The sequence below is a fragment of the Methylobacterium sp. PvR107 genome, assembly GCF_017833295.1.
GTDB lineage: Bacteria > Pseudomonadota > Alphaproteobacteria > Rhizobiales > Beijerinckiaceae > Methylobacterium.
In genome coordinates this window covers 4070665-4087337 of record NZ_JAFIBW010000001.1, presented here as the reverse complement: position 1 = coordinate 4087337, position 16673 = coordinate 4070665, and the positions used below count along the sequence as shown (strand labels likewise).

Below are 16673 nucleotides of genomic sequence, written 5' to 3'. Positions count from 1 at the left end.
GCAGACGCATGGCCTCGCAGCTCAGTTCCGGCGATCTCCTCGCCGATCGCCGCTATCGTTACGCGGACGCCTGTCTGGCGGAGGGCGACCCTGCCGGAGCGGCGGATCTCGCCGAGCAGGTTCTGGAGATCGCCCCCCGCTACGCGGCCGCCTGGCTGCTCCTCGGCCGGGCCCGGGAAGCCTTGGCCGAGCCCGGCGGCGATCCGGACCTGCGGGCCGCGGCGGCCCGGGCCTATGCCCGCGCCCTTGCCATCGACCCGGACGACACCCTCGGTGTGCGGGCGCACCTCGTGCGCCTGGGCAGCAGCGATGGGCTTCCCGCCCTTTCGCCCTCCTATGTCAGGGCTCTGTTCGACGGCTACGCGCCGCGCTTCGAGCGCCATCTGGTGGAGGGCCTCGGCTATGTCGGCCCGGACCTCGTCCGGGACGCGCTTCCGAACGATCCCCCGCATTTCGCGACGGCGCTCGATCTCGGCTGCGGCACCGGCCTGATGGGCGCGGCGATTCGCGACCGGGCCGGCCATCTCGTCGGCGTCGATCTCTCGCCGGGCATGCTGGCCCTTGCCCGGGCCAAGCTCTGGAAGGAGCGGCCACTCTACGACCGCTTGGTCGCGGGCGAGTTGACCGCCTTTCTGGGCGATGAGCCGGCCGCCTCGGCCGATCTCTGCCTCGCCGCCGACGTCCTGATCTACGTGGCCGATCTCGGCCCCGTCCTGGCCGGGATGGGCCGCGTGCTGCGGCCGGGCGGCCTCGCCGCCTTCACGGTGCAGTCCCACGACGGTACGGGCGCCGCCCTGGGCCCGGACGGCCGCTACGCCCACGCCGATGCTCATATCGCGGCGGCAGTCGCGGGAGCCGGCCTTGAAACCCTGACATTGCGGCCCGCCGACGTCCGGCGGGAGGCCGGCCGGCCGGTCCCGGGGCGCGTCGTTGTGTTGCGCCGCACAGCAGCATGAAACCGCTTGGCCATTCGTCCATTGTCAGTCGGCTGCGACAGGCGCAGCCGCTGAATCGGGGGATCAGCATGGCGGATTACGGCAGCAGGACGGGGGGCGACGCGCCCGAGCGGAAGCCCGATCCGCCAGCGGACCGCTCCTTTCCGGCCGATCCGCGCACGCGCATTCCCTTCGCCATCGCGCTCGCCACCCTGGCGGGCTGCGCCGATTCCATCGGCTTCCTGGAATTCTCGCAGCTGTTCATGTCGTTCATGTCGGGCAACACCACGCGCTTCGGCGTCGCGGTGGCCAACGGCGACTGGGAGAACGTCACGCGCGTCGCCAGCACCATCAGCGTCTTCTGCTTCGGCGCCTTCCTGGGCACGCTGATCGCCGCCTGGGTCGGGCGCTGGCGCCTGGCCGTCCTCCTGACCCTGCAGGCGCTGCTGCTGGCCGGCGGGCTGCTGATGCCGTGGGGCACCTTCGCGTACCCGCTCCACGCCTACCCGATCGTGCTGGCTCTGGGACTCCAGAACGCCACACTCCAGGACGAGGGCGGCCGCTCCCTGGCGCTGACCTACGTCACCGGCGCGGTCGTGCGCTTCGGCACCGGCTGCGCCAACCTGCTGCTCGGCACGGTGGCACCCTCGTTCTGGATCCAGGCGCCGCTCTGGGCCGGCCTCAGCACCGGCGCAGTGCTGGGCGGTCTGCTCGACCTGCGCTACGGCGAATCGGCGTTCCTGTTCCCGGCGGCGCTCGCCGCCATCCTGGCCCTGATCGCCATCGCCCTCACCGTCGCGAAGCCGGGGAGCACCCTGGTGGCGGGCTCGGCGCCCGCGCCCGATGCCAGCCCGAAGGCCGAGGTGATCGACGCGATCCACTGAGCGGGGCCGCTCAGCCGTCCGAATCCCGAACGCTGCCCCGGCCCTGCTTGATCGTGGCGCGGTTCTTCTTGGCGCCGATGCGCCGCTCCTGCGAGCCCCGGGTGGGCTTCGTCGGCCGGCGGATCGGCGGCGGCGGCTTGGCGGCCTCCGCCACGAGCTCGACGAGGCGCTGCAGGACGTCCGCCCGGTTGCGCTCCTGCGTCCGGTGGCGCTGGCCCGCGAGGACGAGGACGCCGTCCTTGGTCATCCGCCGTCCGGCGAGGCGCACGAGGTTCGCCTTGACGCGGTCGTCCACCGACGGCGAGCCAAGGACCGGCCAGCGGAGCTGGACCGCAGTCTCGACCTTGTTGACGTTCTGGCCGCCGGCCCCGGACGCGCGCATGAAGGACAGCTCGATCTCGTCGTCGGCGATGGCGATCCGCGGCGTCACCTGCAGGGACATGGCGGCCTCCCCGGCACGCTGGCGAAGGCACGGCGCGCCTGCTCGTCGGGTGCAGGGCCGACGATCGGGCCGGTGCAGATCGTTGGCCGCGTCACCATATCGTCTCCGTGCCCCCCTCCGTCATCGCACGCGGCGAAGCGATCCAGTGTAGCGCACCGGCGAAATGCGTGGCTCCGACGGGATTGCTTCGCTGCGCTCGCAGAGAGGGTGAGCCCTGTCGGACCCGCGCCGCGCAGCGGAAGAAGGCGGACAGGCTCAGGTCGCCTCGGCGGGCGTGCGGGCCCGGAGCGCGAGGGCATGGAGGCCGCGCTTGAACGCATCCTCCAGAAGCGCGTTCACCAAGCGGTGCCGCTCGACGCGGCTCTTGCCCTCGAACGCCGACGCGACGATGTCGAGCCGGTAATGGGTCTCGCCCCCCGGCCGTGCTCCGGCATGGCCGGCATGCAGATGCGACTCGTCGATCACGTCGAGGCGCGCCGGCGCGAGTTGCTCGCGCAGCCGCGCCTCCATCCAGTCCCGCAGGGTGCCCCCCGCGCCCGCACCATCCGCCATCGTGCCCTCGCGTCGTGTTCGTGGGCCGCCGTCAAGCCCGATCCCGCGCATGCGTCATCAGGCCCGGTGCCCTTGTGTCTCAGGTCTGCCCCCTCATAATCGGCCCGCCATGGATCTCAACTCGCGCCTGTTCGACAGCATCCGGATCAAACCGTCCTGCGACGAGCCGAAGCCGGCGGCCGAGGGCGTCTGCGAGAGTCCGGGCTGCACGCAGCCGGGCCTGTACCGGGCGCCGAAGGGCCGCAAGGCGGAGGGCCAGTACTGGCGCTTCTGCATGGATCATGTCCGCGCCTACAACGCCACCTACAATTATTTCGACGGCATGAACGATGCCGCCGTGCAGGCCTATCAGAAGGACGCGATCATCGGACATCGCCCGACCTGGGCGATGGGCGTGAACCGGACCGGCGAGGCCAAGCCGGCGGACGAGCCGGTTCGGGACTGGGCCTATGTCGATCCGCTCGGCATCCTGCGCGGCGAGGGCGTCGGCGACGCGCGGCGGCGCGCCCGTCCGCCTGAGCCGGAGAAGCCCCGCCACTCGGCGAAGGTGCGCCGCGCCCTCGACGTGATGGGTCTTGAGGAGGGCGCCGACACAGCCGCCATCAAGGCGCAGTACAAGGTGCTGGTGAAGCGCTTCCACCCCGACGCCAACGGTGGCGACCGGTCCTTCGAGGAGCGGCTGCGCGACATCATCCGTGCCCACGACGTCCTGCGCGCGGCCGGACTCTGCTGAACGGCACGAAGGATGCACGCCGGTTCAATGCCAGGATAGGGAAAACCGCGCAGCGGAACCCTATATGGGATCCATGCCGGTCGGTGGCGCCCGAGCGCGCCGCCGTCTAAGGATGGCTCCGCCCCGCCGCGGAGGCCCGGCTCGACGTTCTTCCGCGCGGATGCTTCACTGTTTGGGAGTGGAGCGCCCGCGCCTCACGAGGTTCCGAATGCTCTCTGACGCCACGCCCGCCGCGCTGCCCGACCGCACCGTCTCCGTCCGCGATGTCTTCGGCATCGACCTCGACCTCAAGGTCCCGGCCTATGCCGAGTCCGAGGAGCATGTGCCGGATCTCGATCCGGACTACATCTTCGACCGGGAGACGACGCTGGCGATCCTGGCCGGGTTCGCCCGCAACCGCCGCGTGATGGTCACCGGCTATCACGGCACCGGCAAGTCGACCCATATCGAGCAGGTCGCCGCCCGGCTGAACTGGCCGTGCATCCGGATCAACCTCGACAGCCACGTCTCGCGCATCGACCTCGTCGGCAAGGACGCCATTGTCCTGCAGGACGGCAAGCAGGTCACCGCCTTCCAGGACGGCATCCTGCCCTGGGCGCTGCAGAACAACGTCGCGCTCGTGTTCGACGAGTATGATGCCGGCCGCCCGGACGTGATGTTCGTGATCCAGCGCGTGCTGGAGCTGTCGGGCCGGCTGACGCTTCTCGATCAGAAGCGCGTGATCCGCCCGCACCCGGCCTTCCGGCTGTTCGCCACCGCCAACACGGTGGGCCTCGGCGACACGTCGGGCCTCTATCACGGCACGCAGCAGATCAACCAGGGCCAGATGGACCGCTGGTCGATCGTCACCACGCTGAACTACCTGCCGCACGACCGCGAGGTCGACATCGTGCTCTCGAAGGCGGTCCATTACCGGGGCGACCAGGGCCGCGACATCGTCAACCGGATGGTGCGCGTGGCCGATCTCACCCGCAACGCCTTCATGAACGGCGATCTCTCCACCGTCATGAGCCCGCGCACGGTGATCACCTGGGCCGAGAACGCCGACATCTTCAAGGATATCGGCTTCGCCTTCCGGGTGACCTTCCTAAACAAGTGCGACGAGCTGGAGCGGACGCTGGTGGCCGAGTTCTACCAGCGCGCCTTCGGCAAGGAGCTGCCCGAGAGCGCGGTGAACGTCGCGCTGAGCTGACCCGCATGGAGGACGCGATGGCGCATCCGGCCCCGACACGCGAGGACGCCCCGGCGGCTCCGCAGGCCGCGGGACGGACGCGCTACGCGGACGACATCTATACCGGGGCCCAGGAGCAGGTGGCGCTGCCCCGCGGCGGCCGGGTGGACGCGCGCGACCTCGATAAGATCGCGGAGGAGCTGCGCGACGTGGGCCTGAGCGAGTCTCACCGGCTCCAGAAGGCGGTCGAGATCGCCGTCCTGCACATGCTGCAGTGGGACCATCAACCGACGCAGCGAAGCCGCAACTGGGCTCTCAGCATCGCCGGGCATCGGGAGCGCGCCCGCATCCAGATGCGGAGGAGCCCCGGCCTGAGGTCGAGCCTCGACGAGATTCGGCAAGACGCATTCCGTCTCGGCCGTCTCGGAGCGGTCCGGCAGATGAAGCGGTCGCCCAAAACCCTGCCCGCTGAGTGTCCCTACAGCTGGGACGAGATCCTGAACCGCCCCTTCGCGTTCGACGTCGACCGGTAGCCCGCATGTCCATCTCCAACCGCAAGCCCGGCGAGCGCCGCGAACCCGTGGCCGAGCCCCTGAAGCGCTCGGTGGCCGGGTGCCTGCGCGCCATCGCCCGGCGCTCCGAGGTCGAGGTCACCTATGCCACCGACCGGCCGGCGCTGACCGGCGACAAGGCCCGTCTGCCTGAACCCCCGCGCAAGCTCTCGGCGCAGGACGTCGCGGTGCTGCGCGGCAACGCCGACGCCATGGCTTTGCGCCTCGGCTGCCACGACGTCGCCTTGCATCGCCGCCTCGCCCCCGAGAACGCCGCCGCCCGTGCAGTCTACGACGCGGTGGAGCAGGCCCGGGTCGAGGCGATCGGCTCGCGCCGGATGGCGGGCGTGGCCAGCAACATCACGGCGATGCTGGAGGACCGCTACCATCGCGGCGGCAAGTACGAAAACATCACCGATCGGGCCGACGCCCCCATGGAGGATGCCGTCGCCCTGATGGTGCGTGAGCGCCTCACCGGCCAGCAGCCGCCGGAGGCCGCGGCCAAGATCGTCGAGTTGTGGCGCGCGCATATCGAGGCCAAGGCCGGCCCGAACCTCGACGGGCTGCTGGGCTCCATCGAGGACCAGCGCAAGTTCGCCCGCTCGGTACGCGACCTCCTCACCTCGCTGGACATGTCGGACGAGACGCCGTTCGACGCCGAGGACGACGAGAACGACGACGAGAACGACGCCCAGGACGACGAGCAGAACCCGAGCGAGGGCGATTCGGAGGAGAAGAGCCAGGGCGAGCGCGCCGAGATCGAGACCTCCGAGGAGGCCTCCGACGAGATCGAGGACGGCGCCCAGGAATCCGCCGACGCCCCATCGGGTGAGCTGCCCGAGGAATCCGACGATGCCGAGTCCGAAGAGGCCTCGGAGGCGTCGCACCCGCCGCAGCGGCAGGGCAACGAGGCGCGCGGGCCCGAATACCGGGTGTTCAACCCCCGGTTCGACGAGGTCATCCACGCCGAGGAGCTGTGCGACGCCGACGAGCTGTCGCGCCTGCGCTCCTATCTCGACAAGCAGCTCTCCCACCTGCAGGGCGTGGTCGGGCGCCTCGCCAACCGGCTGCAGCGGCGGCTGCTGGCCCAGCAGAATCGCGCCTGGGACTTCGACCTGGAGGAGGGTCAGCTCGATCCGGCGCGGCTCGTGCGCGTGGTCATCGACCCCTATCAGCCCCTCTCCTTCAAGCAGGAGAAGGACACCAATTTCCGCGATACGGTCGTCACGCTGCTGCTGGACAATTCGGGTTCGATGCGCGGCCGGCCGATCACCGTGGCGGCGACCTGCGCCGACATCCTGGCGCGGACGCTGGAGCGCTGCGGCGTGAAGGTGGAGATCCTGGGCTTCACCACCCGCGCCTGGAAGGGCGGCCAGAGCCGCGAGGCGTGGCTCGCCGCCGGCAAGCCGCCGAATCCGGGCCGCCTGAACGACCTGCGCCACATCGTCTACAAGTCGGCCGACGCACCGTGGCGGCGCGCGCGGAAGAACCTCGGGCTGATGATGCGTGAGGGCCTGCTCAAGGAGAACATCGACGGCGAGGCGCTCGACTGGGCGCACAAGCGCCTGCTGGGTCGGCCGGAGCAGCGCAAGATCCTGATGGTGATCTCCGACGGCGCGCCGGTGGATGATTCGACCCTGTCGGTGAATGCCGGCAATTACCTGGAGCGGCATCTGCGCTGGATGATCGAGGAGATCGAGACGCGCTCGCCCGTGGAGCTGCTGGCCATCGGCATCGGCCACGACGTGACCCGGTACTACCGCCGCGCTGTGACGATCATCGACGCCGAGGAGCTCGGCGGGGCGATGACCGAGAAGCTGGCCGAGCTGTTCGAGGAGGACGGCGCGTCCGCGCCGACAGGCCGGATGCTGCGGGCGGTTGGCGGCCGGCGCTGACGGTCCCCGCGGGCCTTCCCCGGTCCCAGGCCCCTTCGCTCCGGCACCTCAGGATGAGGTGCCGGAGCGAAGCGGAGCCCTCGAAGAAGCCCTCCACCCAGCCGCGCGATTCCTGGAGCCCTCCGTCGAGGCCTGCTGACGCGGGCATCTCAGGATGAGCGCGTGAACGGGCCCTCCCGATCAGTGCGCCTGACGCGCAAGCGGAAACCGCCGCGGCCTCCAGGGCCACGGCGGTTCAACCCGTCCGATATGGTGGGCGCGAAGCCCGAAGCCTCAGGCCGCGGCGGCCGGGGCCTCGGCGAGCTTCTTGTGGATCTCGCGCTTCAGGAGGCGGGCGGTCTGCGACAGGTCGCCCTCGCCGGCCTTGATCAGGAAGGCGTCGAGGCCGCCGCGGTGCTCCACCGAGCGCAGGGCGTGCGCGGTGACCCGCAGGCGGACGCGCTTGCCCAGCGCGTCGGACTGGAGGGTGACGTTGCACAGGTTCGGCAGGAACCGGCACTTGGTCTTGCGGTTCGAGTGGCTCACGAGGTGGCCGACCTGAACGGCCTTGCCGGTGAGTTCGCAGCGGCGTGCCATGATAAAAAACGATCCCGTCTCGTTCCGCCCGAATAGACCCGATCGCGACCGGCGCGATCATCGTCGCAGCGGGCGGCGCCCATTGCGTGTTCCAGGTCCGGCGGAGTCCTGTTGAAGGCGCGAGCCTATAGGCGACGAAGCGGCGCCGCGTCAAGGTGCCGTCGGCCGGGGACGGCGCCCCGGGCCGCCCAACGGTCTGTTAACCACGATGCCGGGATATAGCCTTCTTCCACCTGCAGGAAGGTGCCTCTCCCGGCTCCGGGCGTCGAGAGGATGCCGACGAGCGGGTGTGTTCGAGCGGGTGCCTTGGGCCGCCCGCCCTGGGATGCGATCCGGATCATGAGCGCCACGCCAATCCGTCGGATGATCAAGCCAGTGACGAAGCACGCTGTCGGGCGCCTCGCGGGCAGCCTCCTCGCGGTCGCGGCCCTCGCGGCCCCGGCCGATGCCGCCGCGCGCGGGTCACGCGGGAAACGGGTTGCGCCGGCCGCCGCGACCGTGGCGGTGGATTACGGCATCAATCTCGCCGGTCTGCCGATCGGCACGGCGCGTCTCGCCGGGTCCTTCGACCGCGACCGCTACGCGATGGACGTGTCGGCGGTGCTTACCGGCCTCGTCGGTGCGATCACCGGCGGCAAGGGTTCGGCTCGGGCCTCCGGGAGCTTCTCGGCCGCGCCGCAGCCCGGCGCCTTCGCGATCGCGACGCAGACGGCGAGTTCCGGCATCGCGGTGCGCATGGCCCTGGCGCATGGCAACGTGGTCCAGGCCGAGGTCACGCCGCCGCTCATCGACATGCAGGACCGCGTGCCGGTCACCCCGGCCAACAAGCGCGGCATCATCGACCCGGTGAGCGCCCTGCTGATGCCGACACAGGGGCGCGGCGAGCCCCTCGATCCGGACAATTGCAACCGGACGCTGCCGGTCTTCGACGGCGCGACCCGCTTCAATGTGGTGCTGAGCTATGCCGAGACCCGCCCGGTGCAGAAGCCCGGCTATGCCGGCCCCGTGCTGGTCTGCAACGCCCGCTATCAGGCGGTGGCCGGCCACCGGCCGGACCGGCCGGGGGTGAAGTTCATGGAGGACAACCGCGAGATGTCGGTCTGGCTCGCCCCCGTCGCGGGGACGCGCGTCCTGATCCCGCTGCGCATCTCCGTGCTCACCACGATCGGCACCAACATCATCGAGGCCACGCGCTGGAGCCAGGGCGGCAATCCGGCCACGACCGGGACGGCCGGCGCCGCCGGCAGCAGCGTCGCGCAGGCGAGCCTGCCGGGGCAGTAGCGGCGGTTTGACCGGCGCCGGCTTTCCCGGCACTCCCGCCCGGCGCGGTCGCCGCGCCAGGGAGGTCAGCCCGTGCCCAAAGGCTACATCATCGTCCGGATGACGGTCACCGACCCGGAGACCTACAAAGAATACGCCGCCATGGCCTCCGAGGCCATGCGCCAATACGGCTGCAAGCCCCTGGTTCGCGGTGGCCGCAGCGAAGCGCTGGAGGGCGAAGCCCGGCCGCGCAACGTCGTGCTGGAATTCGAATCCTACGAGGCGGCACGGACCTACTATTTCTCGCCCGAGTATCAGGCCGCGATCGAGAAGCGCCGGCCCGCGGGGATCGGTGAGGTGGTGCTGGTCGAAGGCGTGGATTGAGCCGCTTCCGGTCGAAGCCTTCGATTGCCGCTGCACCTCCGTCATCGCGGGCGCGGCGAAGCGACCCAGGGCGCCGCGGGACGGGTCGGCGTAGCGCTGCTGGATTGCTTCGTTCCGCTCGCAACGACGGCGGTCGTGGATGAAATCTTCACCGGCCGCGCGATAATCGGCGGATGCACCCGTTTGCTCTCCGAATCGCCCTCGCCCTGACCGTCCTCGCCGGCCCGGCCGCCGCGCAGCCGCTGACCGCCGGCACCGCGGCATCCGGTTGCGGCGGCGACGCCTACTCGTCCGCCGAGATCGTCGCGCATCGCCGCGGCCCCCTCGTGGCGATGCCCGACACGCTCTGCGCCGACCTTGCGCCCCAGCCCGGGACACCGACGACGCAGATCGACGTGTACCCGCTCGTCACGCCGCAGGGTGGACCTGTTGGACCTGGTGGGGGCGGCATCCCATATGGGGGATCATCGATCCGGCCGTATCGTCCCTGACGCGACCGGCCGCCCGAACCTCCCCCGCTCCGCGCCCTGCCGGCGCCGCGACGGCCTTCCCGTCCGAAGGAACCGCCGACCATCGACGCCCTGCTTCGCCCCTCGCCCAGCCGCTCGCTGCCCCGCGATGCCCGCGCCCGCGGCGTCACGGCGGTCCTCGGGCCGACAAACACCGGCAAGACGCATCTCGCCATCGAGCGGATGCTCGCGCACCCGACCGGGATGATCGGACTGCCGCTGCGGCTGCTCGCCCGGGAGGTCTACCTGCGCGTCGTCGCCAAGGTCGGCCCGGAAAAGGTCGCGCTGGTGACCGGGGAAGAGAAGATCAAGCCGGACCGGCCGCGCTACTGGATCTGCACCATCGAGGCGATGCCCCGGGACCTCGATGTGGCCTACGTCGCCATCGACGAGATCCAGCTCGCCGCCGACATGGATCGCGGCCACGTCTTCACCGACCGGCTGCTCTACGTCCGCGGCCGCGAGGAGACCCTGCTGATCGGCTCCTCGACCGTGCTGCCGCTGGTCCAGAGCCTGATCCCGAACGTCCACACCACCACCCGGCCGCGGCTGTCGCAGCTGACCTTCGCGGGCGAGAAGCGCCTCTCGCGCCTGCCCCGGCGCACGGCGATCGTCGCCTTCTCGGCCGAGGAGGTCTACGCCATCGCCGAGCTGATCCGCCGCCAGCGCGGCGGCGCCGCGGTGGTGCTGGGCGCGCTCTCGCCGCGGACCCGCAACGCCCAGGTCGAGATGTACCAGGCGGGCGACGTGGATTACCTCGTCGCCACCGACGCGGTCGGGATGGGCCTCAACCTCGACGTCGACCACGTCGCCTTCGCGGCGAACTGGAAATACGACGGCACCCGCTTCCGCAAGCTCACCCCCGCCGAGATGGGCCAGATCGCCGGCCGGGCCGGGCGCCACCTCGCGGACGGAACCTTCGGATCCACCGGCCGCTGCCCACCCTTCGAGCCCGAGCTGGTGGAGCGCCTCGAGAGTCACGATTTCGACCCCCTGCGCATCCTGCAATGGCGCAATCCGGATCTCGCATTCGCCAACCTGGAGGCGCTGCAGGCGAGCCTCGACGAGCACCCGCGCGAATCGGGCCTGACCCGCGCCCCGATGGGCGAGGACCAGCAGGCCCTCGAGATCCTGATGAAGGAGGAGGACATCCGCGACATGGCGCGGAGCGGCGCCACGGTCCGGCGGCTCTGGGACGTCTGCGGGGTGCCGGATTACCGCAAGGTCCACCCGCAGGTGCATGCCGACCTCGTAGCCCAGCTCTACCGATTCCTCATGAAGGGCATGGCCGGGCGGATCCCCGACACGTGGTTCGCCGAGCAGGTGGCGATGATCGACCGGACCGACGGCGACATCGACACGCTGTCCCGCCGGATCGCGCAGGGACGCACCTGGACCTTCGTGGCAAACCGTCCCGATTGGCTGCGCGACCCAGAACATTGGCAGGGCGAGACGCGTCGGGTAGAGGACAGGCTGTCCGACGCCCTGCACGAACGCCTCGCGAGCCGCTTCGTGGACAGGCGCACAAGCGTCCTGATGCGGCGCCTGAGAGAGAACACGATGCTCGAAGCCCAGATTACCGCCGACGGTGACGTCACCGTCGAGGGTCAGCATGTCGGCCACCTTCACGGATTCCTGTTCGTTCCCGATGCCAGCGCTGAGGGGCACGAGGCCAAGACCCTGAGGAGTGCAGCCGACAAGGCGCTTGCCGGCGAGATCGAGGCGCGGGCCGACCGGTTCGGCGCCACCGCCGATTCGACCCTCGTGCTCGCGCATGACGGCACGATCCGCTGGACCGGCGCACCCGTCGCCAAGCTCACGCCCGGCGAGAAGCTGTTCGCCCCGCAGATTCGTCTGCTGGCGGACGAGAGCCTGACCGGCGCCCATCGCGAGAAGGTCGAGGCGCGCCTCGACGCGTGGCTGAAGGCCTATATCGTGCGCCTGCTCGGCCCGCTCATGGAGATCGAGACCGCGGCCGACATCACCGGGCTCGCCAAGGGGATCGGCTACCAGGTGGTCGAGGCGCTGGGCGTGCTGGAGCGCTCGAAGGTGGCGCAGGAGATGCGCAGCCTCGACCAGGACGGCCGCGGGGCGCTGCGCCGCCACGGCGTCCGGTTCGGCGCCTACCACATCTTCCTGCCGGCCCTGCTGAAGCCGGCGCCCCGCACGCTCGCGGCGCAGCTCTGGGCCCTCCGGAACGGCGGCCTCGACCAGCGCGGCCTCGACGAGATCGCGCATCTGGCCGGGTCCGGCCGCACGTCGATCAAGGTCGATCGCGAGATCGCCAAGGGGCTCTACCGCGCCGCCGGCTTCCGGGTCAGCGGCGAGCGGGCGGTGCGCGTCGACATCCTGGAGCGGCTCGCCGACCTGATCCGCCCGGCGATCGCCTACCGGCCCGGCACCACGCCGGGTGCCCCGCCGGACGGCACCGCCGACGGCGACGGCTTCGTGGCCACCGTCGGCATGACCTCGCTGGTCGGCTGCTCGGGCGAGGATTTCGCCTCGATCCTGAAGTCGCTGGGCTACAATTCCGAGGCGCGCCCCGGCCCGGCCATCACCGTGCCGCTCGTCCCGGCCGCCGCCACCGCGCCGGCCGTGCCGGCAGCGGCCGCCGAGACCTCCGCCGACGAGGCGGTCGCCGCGCAGGCGGATGCCGCCGAACCGGCCGACGATGAGACCTCCGCGGGAACCGCCGAGCGCGGCGAAGACTCCGCCGAGGACGCCCACGCCTCCGCGGAGGACGTCTCAGCGGAAGGCGTCCCCACAAGCGGAGCCGAGGAGCCCCCCGCCGAGATCCCGGCTCCGGAACCCATGGCCGAGGCGGCCGCTGCGGAACCGGCAGCGGATACGACACGGGCCGCGGACTCCGCCGCCGGGGTGGATCAGCCGGCCGAAGCGCCCCGGGAGCCTGTCGCGGCCGAGAGCGAGCCAGATTCCGAGCCTTCCGAGCCTGAGCCGGCCGAAGCCAGCGCCGAAGGGGCCTCCGAAGGCGCTGGCGAGAGGGCGGCCGAGGCGGCCGCCGAAACCGCGACCCCGGACGGCGAGCCGACCGCGGAGGTGCCTCAGATCGAGGTGTGGCGTCTGCAGCGCCATCAGCGCCCGGCCCATCAGCGTCCACAGAACCGTCCCCGCGGGGCCGGTCGCGGCCGCGACGCCGGCCAGCAGGCCCAGCCTTCCGGACAGGGACGTCCCGAGGGCGGCCGGCCGGAGCATCGCCGGACAGCCGAGGGCGGAGAAGGCGGACCGCGTCCCGGACGGGATCGCGGCCCCCGTCGCGACCGCTTCGAGGGCGGCCGGCCGGAGCGCCGGGACGATCAGCGCGGCGCCGAGCAGCGCCATGCGGGTCCGCGGCCGGATCAGCGGCCGCCGCGTCGGGAACGAGCGCCGGATCCGGATTCGCCCTTCGCCAAGCTGGCCGCGCTCAAGGCCCAGCTCGAAGCCGGCGACGGCGGGAAGCGCTGATCCCCGCGTATGCGGGAGGACCGGCAGCGCCTCGACAAATGGCTGTGGTTCGCACGTTTCGCGCGGACCCGGTCCCTCGCCGCGCGGCTGGCTTCGGACGGTTTCGTGCGCGTGAACGGGACGCGCGCCGACAACCCGGCGAAGGGAATCGGCATCGGCGATGTGGTGACGGTCGCCGCGCCCCACGCCACGCTGGCCGTGCGGGTCCTCGGGCTCGGTGCGCGGCGGGGACCGGCCCCTGAGGCGCGGCTTCTCTACGACGATCTGTCGGGCGGTTCCGTCCACGCGGAAGCGACCGAGTGATGAGACGGGGCCACAACCGTCCGGAGAGCGATCGGTAGCGCAACATGCGGCGCCCGCGCGCTTGTCAGCCCGGGAGGCAGGGTCTAGAGCCGTGGCCTTCGAAGCCCGGCTCCGCGCCGGACCTCACCGGCGTCCCCTCGCAGCGCCACCCGGGCGTGCGGGCCGTCCCCAGGCTCCGCCCGGGCCAAGTCGTGTTTTAGGACGAAGACATCCGATGACCTACGTCGTCACCGACAATTGCATCAAGTGCAAGTACACGGACTGCGTCGAGGTCTGTCCGGTGGATTGCTTCTATGAAGGCGAGAACATGCTCGTCATCCACCCGGACGAGTGCATCGATTGCGGCGTGTGCGAGCCGGAATGCCCGGCCGAGGCGATCAAGCCCGATACCGAGTCGAACCTCGACACGTGGCTGAAGCTGAACGCCGACTACGCCAAGACCTGGCCCAACATCACGCAAAAGAAAGAAGCCCCCTCCGACGCCAAGGATTGGGACGGCAAGTCGGGGAAGTTCGAGGCGCACTTCTCGTCCAACCCCGGCTCCGGTGACTGAGCCGGGGGCGGCCTCGCAGGCTTGCCCGCCGAAACTCTGCCAGGCTCGCTGACCGAGGAAAGATTTGCCGGCAGACCACTGTGTGCGGTGGCGAAGCTGGGCCTGCGTCTTACGAAGCCCTGATCCGCGGCGGCGGCATTTCTGCCCGGCCGCGCCGGTGTAAAACTCTTCCGCGCCGCGCAGGGCATGCGTGTGCGTCTTCAGGTATGCTTTGATCTGCGCGCCGGATTGTGGTACACAATCTGTCTGCCGTCGCTTGCGCCTGACGTGCTTCCTCCAGCCGAAACACCTTCGATCTTCGTGGGTTAGGAGTGGTACGCAACCGACCGCTGAAGGCGACTTCGGCGGACGTTCCAGGCTTTTGCGCGGCCGCGCCGGGGAACGCCCGGGATCTCGCATCGCGCGAGCGTCCTGGGAGCGGCGAGGCAAACCGGGTGTCCCGCCCGGAAGAACACGGTTTCGCGCGGCATCGAAATGCTGCGCGCCAGTGGAGGCCCTTCTCGCATGACCACAGCCAAGAAGACGACGACCACAGGCCGGCAGGGCTTCAAGACCGGCGAGGCTGTCGTGTATCCGGCCCACGGCGTCGGTCGCATCACCGCGATCGAGGAGCAGGAGATCGCGGGTTACAAGCTTGAGCTGTTCGTGGTGTCGTTCGAGAAGGACAAGATGGTTCTGCGCGTCCCCACCGCGAAGGCCAACAGCGTCGGCATGCGCAAGCTGGCCGAGCCGGAGCTGGTGAAGAAGGCGCTGGACCTGCTGACCGGGCGCGCCCGGATCAAGCGCACCATGTGGTCGCGCCGCGCCCAGGAATACGAGGCCAAGATCAACTCGGGCGACCTGCTGGCCGTCACCGAAGTGGTGCGCGATCTGTTCCGCTCCGAGGCCCAGCCCGAGCAATCCTATTCCGAGCGTCAGCTCTACGAGGCCGCCCTTGATCGGATCGTGCGCGAAATCTCCTCGGTGAACCGCATCACCGAGACGGAGGCCCTCAAGCTCATCGAGCAGAGCCTCGCGAAGTCGCCGCGGCGGGCCAAGAGCGAGGCTGAGCCCGAGGCTGAAGCCGAGGGTGAAAGCGAAGGCGACGACATTCAGGAGGAGGCGGCCTGAGGCCGGCCACGCCCTGAGACAACAGCAGACCCGGCCCTTGTGGCCGGGTTTTTTTTGGGCTGCAGACGCCGCCGCTGCCGGCCGCCGGGGCATCTTCGCAGGATCGGGGACTGGACAGAGCGGCGGCCAAGCCCATGTCATCCCGACAGAACACGAAATCGTGGCCGGGCGGCTGTCGCATTCTGGGGCAACGCGGCGGAACTTTCGCGTTGAGCCTTCCGTTGTCGGTTGCCTGGCGTCGCCCCTCGGTGACGCCTGCGCGCCGGGCAGCAGGTCCGGCGCCGCAACAGCACTCGACAACAAGAGGCAGGCGGATGGCTGAGATCGCGGGAATTCGTCGGCAGTTCATACGGACTGCCATGGAGGCGCCCTTCCTGGCCCGGGAGGAAGAGCGCGGCCTCGCCGTCCGCTGGAAGGACGATCGTGACGAGCGCGCCCTGCACCGCCTGATCTCGGCCCATATGCGCCTCGTCATCGCCCTGGCGGGGCGTTTTCGTCATTACGGCCTGCCGATGGCCGATCTCGTGCAGGAGGGGCATGTCGGCCTGATGGAAGCGGCCGCCCGTTTCGAGCCCGAGCGGGACGTTCGCTTCTCGACCTACGCGACGTGGTGGATCCGGGCCTCGATCCAGGATTACATCCTGCGCAACTGGTCGATCGTACGCGGCGGCACGTCGTCGGCCCAGAAGGCCCTGTTCTTCAACCTGCGCCGGCTGCGCGCCCGGCTGATGCAATCGACCGAAGAGCATGTCGGTGACGAGATCCACCGCCGCATCGCCAGCGCCATCGGCGTCTCTCGCGATGACGTGGCTCTGATGGACGCGCGCCTGTCCGGTCCGGACATGTCGCTCAACGCCCCCGTGGGCGAGGACAACGACGCCTCCTCGGAGCGCATGGACTTTCTGGTCGACGGTGCGGCCCTGCCGGACGAGACCGTGAGCGCGACGGTCGATGGCGAGCGTCGCCTCAGCTGGCTGCAGCAGGCGCTGACCGTGCTGTCCGAGCGCGAGCTGCGCATCCTGCGCGAGCGTCGCCTCGCCGAGGATCAGGCGACCCTCGAAGCCCTCGGGCAGCGCCTCGGCATCTCGAAGGAGCGGGTCCGCCAGATCGAGAACCGCGCCCTGGAGAAGCTGCGCCGAGCCCTGGCCGATCGCTTCCCGGCCGCCACCGGCAGCCCGCATATCGGCTGATCGACACGAACGTCATTCCGAAGCCCGGCCTCGGCCGGGCTTTCGCATTTCCAGGGGCCCGCTGTTCGCGACGTCGCCGTCTGCGCGCGTCGCGAAGTGGCGCGCGAGGCCGGAGAGCGCAGCGCCGTCTGGAATGCTACGCTGCGCTCGCAGAGACGGGTCG

Annotated in this window: 17 protein-coding genes; 14 read left to right on the top strand and 3 right to left on the bottom strand. The window is 70.5% G+C overall.

The genetic code is table 11. The features are described 5' to 3' along the window. Positions 1-8 precede the first annotated feature (8 nt). The gene (locus JOE48_RS19260) at positions 9-956 is read left to right on the top strand and encodes a class I SAM-dependent DNA methyltransferase (RefSeq protein ID WP_210032185.1); all 948 of its coding nucleotides are present in this window, start codon (positions 9-11) and stop codon (positions 954-956) included. A 68-nt stretch (positions 957-1024) separates the two neighbouring features. Continuing rightward, positions 1025-1819 carry a YoaK family protein gene (locus JOE48_RS19255; RefSeq protein WP_210032184.1) on the top strand — a complete coding sequence of 265 codons (795 nt, stop codon included), beginning with the start codon at positions 1025-1027 and terminating at the stop codon, positions 1817-1819. Positions 1820-1829: 10 nt separating this feature from the next. Here the strand turns inward: JOE48_RS19255 and arfB are convergent, their stop codons facing one another. Together arfB and JOE48_RS19245 are read right to left on the bottom strand one after the other, a co-directional pair. Further along, positions 1830-2261 (bottom strand): alternative ribosome rescue aminoacyl-tRNA hydrolase ArfB, encoded by a 432-nt coding sequence (arfB, locus tag JOE48_RS19250; RefSeq protein WP_210032183.1) that lies wholly within the window; start codon positions 2259-2261, stop codon positions 1830-1832. Between the two features lie 255 nt (positions 2262-2516). Next, on the bottom strand, positions 2517-2813 hold the full coding sequence (locus JOE48_RS19245) for a BolA family protein (RefSeq protein ID WP_210032182.1): 297 nt from the start codon (positions 2811-2813) through the stop codon (positions 2517-2519). Between the two features lie 109 nt (positions 2814-2922). Here JOE48_RS19245 and JOE48_RS19240 point away from each other — a divergent pair, with 109 nt between their 5' ends. The 4 genes from JOE48_RS19240 to cobT all read left to right on the top strand — a co-directional run bounded on the left by JOE48_RS19240 (position 2923) and on the right by cobT (position 7163). Further along, on the top strand, positions 2923-3546 hold the full coding sequence (locus tag JOE48_RS19240) for a J domain-containing protein (protein ID WP_210032181.1): 624 nt from the start codon (positions 2923-2925) through the stop codon (positions 3544-3546). A gap of 208 nt (positions 3547-3754) precedes the next feature. Continuing rightward, the gene (cobS, locus tag JOE48_RS19235) at positions 3755-4738 is read left to right on the top strand and encodes a cobaltochelatase subunit CobS (protein WP_210032180.1); all 984 of its coding nucleotides are present in this window, start codon (positions 3755-3757) and stop codon (positions 4736-4738) included. A 17-nt stretch (positions 4739-4755) separates the two neighbouring features. Next, positions 4756-5250 carry a DUF29 domain-containing protein gene (locus JOE48_RS19230; protein ID WP_210032179.1) on the top strand — a complete coding sequence of 165 codons (495 nt, stop codon included), beginning with the start codon at positions 4756-4758 and terminating at the stop codon, positions 5248-5250. A gap of 5 nt (positions 5251-5255) precedes the next feature. Then, positions 5256-7163: a cobaltochelatase subunit CobT gene (cobT, locus tag JOE48_RS19225; protein ID WP_210032177.1), complete on the top strand. Its 1908-nt coding sequence runs from the start codon at positions 5256-5258 to the stop codon at positions 7161-7163. Positions 7164-7436: 273 nt separating this feature from the next. On the opposite strand, the gene rpmB is transcribed toward cobT, so the two are convergent. Further along, on the bottom strand, positions 7437-7739 hold the full coding sequence (gene rpmB / locus JOE48_RS19220; protein WP_091778228.1) for a 50S ribosomal protein L28: 303 nt from the start codon (positions 7737-7739) through the stop codon (positions 7437-7439). A 363-nt stretch (positions 7740-8102) separates the two neighbouring features. Between rpmB and JOE48_RS19215 the strand changes: the two genes are divergently transcribed. The 8 genes from JOE48_RS19215 (at position 8103) to JOE48_RS19180 (ending at position 16510) form a co-directional block, all read left to right on the top strand. Next, a complete protein-coding gene (locus JOE48_RS19215; RefSeq protein ID WP_210035898.1) occupies positions 8103-9020 on the top strand; it encodes a DUF3108 domain-containing protein in 918 nt (305 codons plus the stop codon). Between the two features lie 72 nt (positions 9021-9092). Then, positions 9093-9383 carry a DUF1330 domain-containing protein gene (locus JOE48_RS19210; protein WP_210032176.1) on the top strand — a complete coding sequence of 97 codons (291 nt, stop codon included), beginning with the start codon at positions 9093-9095 and terminating at the stop codon, positions 9381-9383. 173 nt (positions 9384-9556) lie between these two features. After that, positions 9557-9874, top strand: a complete 318-nt coding sequence (locus tag JOE48_RS19205) for a hypothetical protein (protein ID WP_210032175.1) — start codon at positions 9557-9559, stop codon at positions 9872-9874. A 90-nt stretch (positions 9875-9964) separates the two neighbouring features. Further along, positions 9965-13354 (top strand): helicase-related protein, encoded by a 3390-nt coding sequence (locus JOE48_RS19200; RefSeq protein WP_409518641.1) that lies wholly within the window; start codon positions 9965-9967, stop codon positions 13352-13354. A gap of 9 nt (positions 13355-13363) precedes the next feature. Then, positions 13364-13657, top strand: a complete 294-nt coding sequence (locus tag JOE48_RS19195; RefSeq protein WP_210032173.1) for an RNA-binding S4 domain-containing protein — start codon at positions 13364-13366, stop codon at positions 13655-13657. A gap of 214 nt (positions 13658-13871) precedes the next feature. Beyond that, complete coding sequence (fdxA, locus tag JOE48_RS19190; protein WP_210032172.1) at positions 13872-14210, top strand: ferredoxin FdxA; 339 nt, start codon at positions 13872-13874, stop codon at positions 14208-14210. 504 nt (positions 14211-14714) lie between these two features. After that, positions 14715-15320 carry a CarD family transcriptional regulator gene (locus JOE48_RS19185; RefSeq protein WP_210032171.1) on the top strand — a complete coding sequence of 202 codons (606 nt, stop codon included), beginning with the start codon at positions 14715-14717 and terminating at the stop codon, positions 15318-15320. A gap of 314 nt (positions 15321-15634) precedes the next feature. After that, a complete protein-coding gene (locus JOE48_RS19180) occupies positions 15635-16510 on the top strand; it encodes an RNA polymerase factor sigma-32 (RefSeq protein WP_210032170.1) in 876 nt (291 codons plus the stop codon). Positions 16511-16673: the final 163 nt, after the last annotated feature.

Coding starts and splice junctions, on each gene's coding strand:
- JOE48_RS19185 (WP_210032171.1), top strand. CDS start 14,715: ATGACCACAGCCAAGAAGACGACGACCACAGGCCGGCAGGGCTTCAAG.
- JOE48_RS19180 (WP_210032170.1), top strand. CDS start 15,635: ATGGCTGAGATCGCGGGAATTCGTCGGCAGTTCATACGGACTGCCATG.
- arfB (WP_210032183.1), bottom strand. CDS start 2,261: ATGTCCCTGCAGGTGACGCCGCGGATCGCCATCGCCGACGACGAGATC.
- JOE48_RS19215 (WP_210035898.1), top strand. CDS start 8,103: ATGATCAAGCCAGTGACGAAGCACGCTGTCGGGCGCCTCGCGGGCAGC.
- cobS (WP_210032180.1), top strand. CDS start 3,755: ATGCTCTCTGACGCCACGCCCGCCGCGCTGCCCGACCGCACCGTCTCC.
- JOE48_RS19255 (WP_210032184.1), top strand. CDS start 1,025: ATGGCGGATTACGGCAGCAGGACGGGGGGCGACGCGCCCGAGCGGAAG.
- JOE48_RS19240 (WP_210032181.1), top strand. CDS start 2,923: ATGGATCTCAACTCGCGCCTGTTCGACAGCATCCGGATCAAACCGTCC.
- JOE48_RS19260 (WP_210032185.1), top strand. CDS start 9: ATGGCCTCGCAGCTCAGTTCCGGCGATCTCCTCGCCGATCGCCGCTAT.
- cobT (WP_210032177.1), top strand. CDS start 5,256: ATGTCCATCTCCAACCGCAAGCCCGGCGAGCGCCGCGAACCCGTGGCC.
- JOE48_RS19230 (WP_210032179.1), top strand. CDS start 4,756: ATGGCGCATCCGGCCCCGACACGCGAGGACGCCCCGGCGGCTCCGCAG.
- JOE48_RS19205 (WP_210032175.1), top strand. CDS start 9,557: ATGCACCCGTTTGCTCTCCGAATCGCCCTCGCCCTGACCGTCCTCGCC.
- rpmB (WP_091778228.1), bottom strand. CDS start 7,739: ATGGCACGCCGCTGCGAACTCACCGGCAAGGCCGTTCAGGTCGGCCAC.
- JOE48_RS19195 (WP_210032173.1), top strand. CDS start 13,364: ATGCGGGAGGACCGGCAGCGCCTCGACAAATGGCTGTGGTTCGCACGT.
- fdxA (WP_210032172.1), top strand. CDS start 13,872: ATGACCTACGTCGTCACCGACAATTGCATCAAGTGCAAGTACACGGAC.
- JOE48_RS19245 (WP_210032182.1), bottom strand. CDS start 2,813: ATGGCGGATGGTGCGGGCGCGGGGGGCACCCTGCGGGACTGGATGGAG.